This is a genomic window from Acidovorax sp. (assembly GCF_046341535.1).
Lineage (GTDB): Bacteria > Pseudomonadota > Gammaproteobacteria > Burkholderiales > Burkholderiaceae_C > Acidovorax.
Genome location: NZ_JBKDRI010000031.1, coordinates 1 through 2,500, shown reverse-complemented (window position 1 = coordinate 2,500; position 2,500 = coordinate 1). Strand labels below are relative to the sequence as shown.

At 54.6% G+C, this 2,500-nt stretch carries 2 tRNA genes and 1 rRNA gene; all 3 read left to right on the top strand.

Features of this window, described 5'->3' with window-relative positions:
- Positions 1 to 84 precede the first annotated feature (84 nt).
- A tRNA-Ile gene (locus ACK543_RS01865) sits at positions 85 to 161 on the top strand.
- Positions 162 to 171: 10 nt separating this feature from the next.
- A tRNA-Ala gene (locus ACK543_RS01860) sits at positions 172 to 247 on the top strand.
- A gap of 279 nt (positions 248 to 526) precedes the next feature.
- Positions 527 to 2,500: ribosomal RNA gene (locus tag ACK543_RS01855) — 23S ribosomal RNA — on the top strand; the annotation flags it as partial.

The following is a 2,500-nucleotide window of genomic DNA, read 5'->3' as shown; positions in this document are numbered from 1 at the left end:
CGAGTAGGCGCGGAAGCGTAAACGTCCACACTTATCGGCTGTCGAGCACAACAGCAGCTCGGGATAGGAATCTCTTCTGAGAGAGGGTCTGTAGCTCAGCTGGTTAGAGCACCGTCTTGATAAGGCGGGGGTCGCTGGTTCGAACCCAGCCAGACCCACCACGAGTTCCTCGGGGGTGTAGCTCAGCTGGGAGAGCACCTGCTTTGCAAGCAGGGGGTCATCGGTTCGATCCCGTTCACCTCCACCATTTCCTTTGCCGCTGTCTGATGTCCTCGAGGATGGAGTCGCAAGCCGGCTCGGCCCTTTCCGAAAGGAATCGGGGTACGAGTCGCCAGGTGACTCGCTCTTCGAGCGAATATCTGCTGTTCTTTAACAATCCGTAGAAGTCGATCGATGCGCGTGATGAGCGCGTGTCGATTGTGATTGCGTCAACCAAATTCTCGACTAAGTTCGAAAGAGCTTTGAGATGCGGCATTAACGCTTCGCTTCGACCTGGACTCGTACTCAGGAGTCCGCAAAGCTATAGGGTCAAGCGAATAAGTGCATGTGGTGGATGCCTTGGCGATCACAGGCGATGAAGGGCGTAGTAGCTTGCGATAAGCTGCGGGGAGCTGGCAAACGAGCTTTGATCCGCAGATACCCGAATGGGGAAACCCACTCCGCAAGGAGTATCCCGTGCTGAATACATAGGCGCGTGGAGGCGAACGCAGCGAACTGAAACATCTAAGTAGCTGCAGGAACAGAAATCAACCGAGATTCCGAAAGTAGTGGCGAGCGAAATCGGATCAGCCTGTACGTGATAGTCGACTTGCTAGCGGAACGGTCTGGAAAGGCCGGCCATAGAGGGTGATAGCCCCTTACGCGAAAGCAGGACGGTGGTACTGAGCGTACGATAAGTAGGGCGGGACACGTGAAATCCTGTCTGAAGATGGGGGGACCATCCTCCAAGGCTAAATACTCGTGATCGACCGATAGTGAACCAGTACCGTGAGGGAAAGGCGAAAAGAACCCCGGGAGGGGAGTGAAATAGATCCTGAAACCGCATGCATACAAACAGTCGGAGCCTCGCAAGGGGTGACGGCGTACCTTTTGTATAATGGGTCAGCGACTTACGTTTAGTGGCAAGCTTAACCGTGTAGGGAAGGCGTAGGGAAACCGAGTCCGAATAGGGCGATTCAGTCGCTAGGCGTAGACCCGAAACCGAGCGATCTACTCATGGCCAGGATGAAGGCAGGGTAACACCTGCTGGAGGTCCGAACCGACTAGTGTTGCAAAACTAGCGGATGAGCTGTGGGTAGGGGTGAAAGGCTAAACAAGCTCGGAAATAGCTGGTTCTCCCCGAAAACTATTTAGGTAGTGCGTCGTGTATTGCTCCGGGGGGTAGAGCACTGTAATGGTTGCGGGGGTCATCGTGACTTACCGCGCCATAGCAAACTCCGAATACCTGGAAGTATGAGCACGGCAGACAGACAGTGGGTGCTAACGTCCATTGTCGAGAGGGAAACAACCCAGACCGTCGGCTAAGGTCCCCAAGATTGGCTAAGTGGGAAACGAAGTGGGAAGGCTAAAACAGTCAGGAGGTTGGCTTAGAAGCAGCCATCCTTTAAAGAAAGCGTAATAGCTCACTGATCGAGTCGTCCTGCGCGGAAGATGTAACGGGGCTAAGCCAGTCACCGAAGCCACGGACTTGCGCAAGCAAGTGGTAGGGGAGCGTTCTGTACGCCTGCGAAGGTGAGTCGTAAGGCTTGCTGGAGGTATCAGAAGTGCGAATGCTGACATGAGTAGCGTTAAAGCGGGTGAAAGGCCCGCTCGCCGTAAGCGCAAGGTTTCCTACGCAACGTTCATCGGCGTAGGGTGAGTCGGCCCCTAAGGAGAGGACGAAAGTCGTATCTGATGGGAAGCAGGTCAATATTCCTGCACCGATCTTTAGTGCGATGGGGGGACGGATCGTGGAAGGTTGTCCGGGTGTTGGATGTCCCGGTTCTTGGTCTGTAGGTGTCCGGTAGGCAAATCCGCCGGGCGTATGCCGAGGGATTGAGACGAGCGAGCTTGCTCGCGAAGCAACTGGAAGTGGTCCCAGGAAAAGCCTCTAAGCTTCAGCTAAAGACGACCGTACCGCAAACCGACACTGGTGCGCGAGATGAGTATTCTCAGGCGCTTGAGAGAACTCGGGAGAAGGAACTCGGCAAATTGACACCGTAACTTCGGAAGAAGGTGTGCCTTTGTAGTTTGACCGTGAACAACGGGAGGACGAAGAGGTTGCAAAAAATCGGTGGCTGCGACTGTTTAATAAAAACACAGCACTCTGCAAACACGAAAGTGGACGTATAGGGTGTGACGCCTGCCCGGTGCCGGAAGGTTAAGTGATGGGGTGCAAGCTCTTGATCGAAGCCCCGGTAAACGGCGGCCGTAACTATAACGGTCCTAAGGTAGCGAAATTCCTTGTCGGGTAAGTTCCGACCTGCACGAATGGCGTAACGATGGCCACACTGTCTCCTCC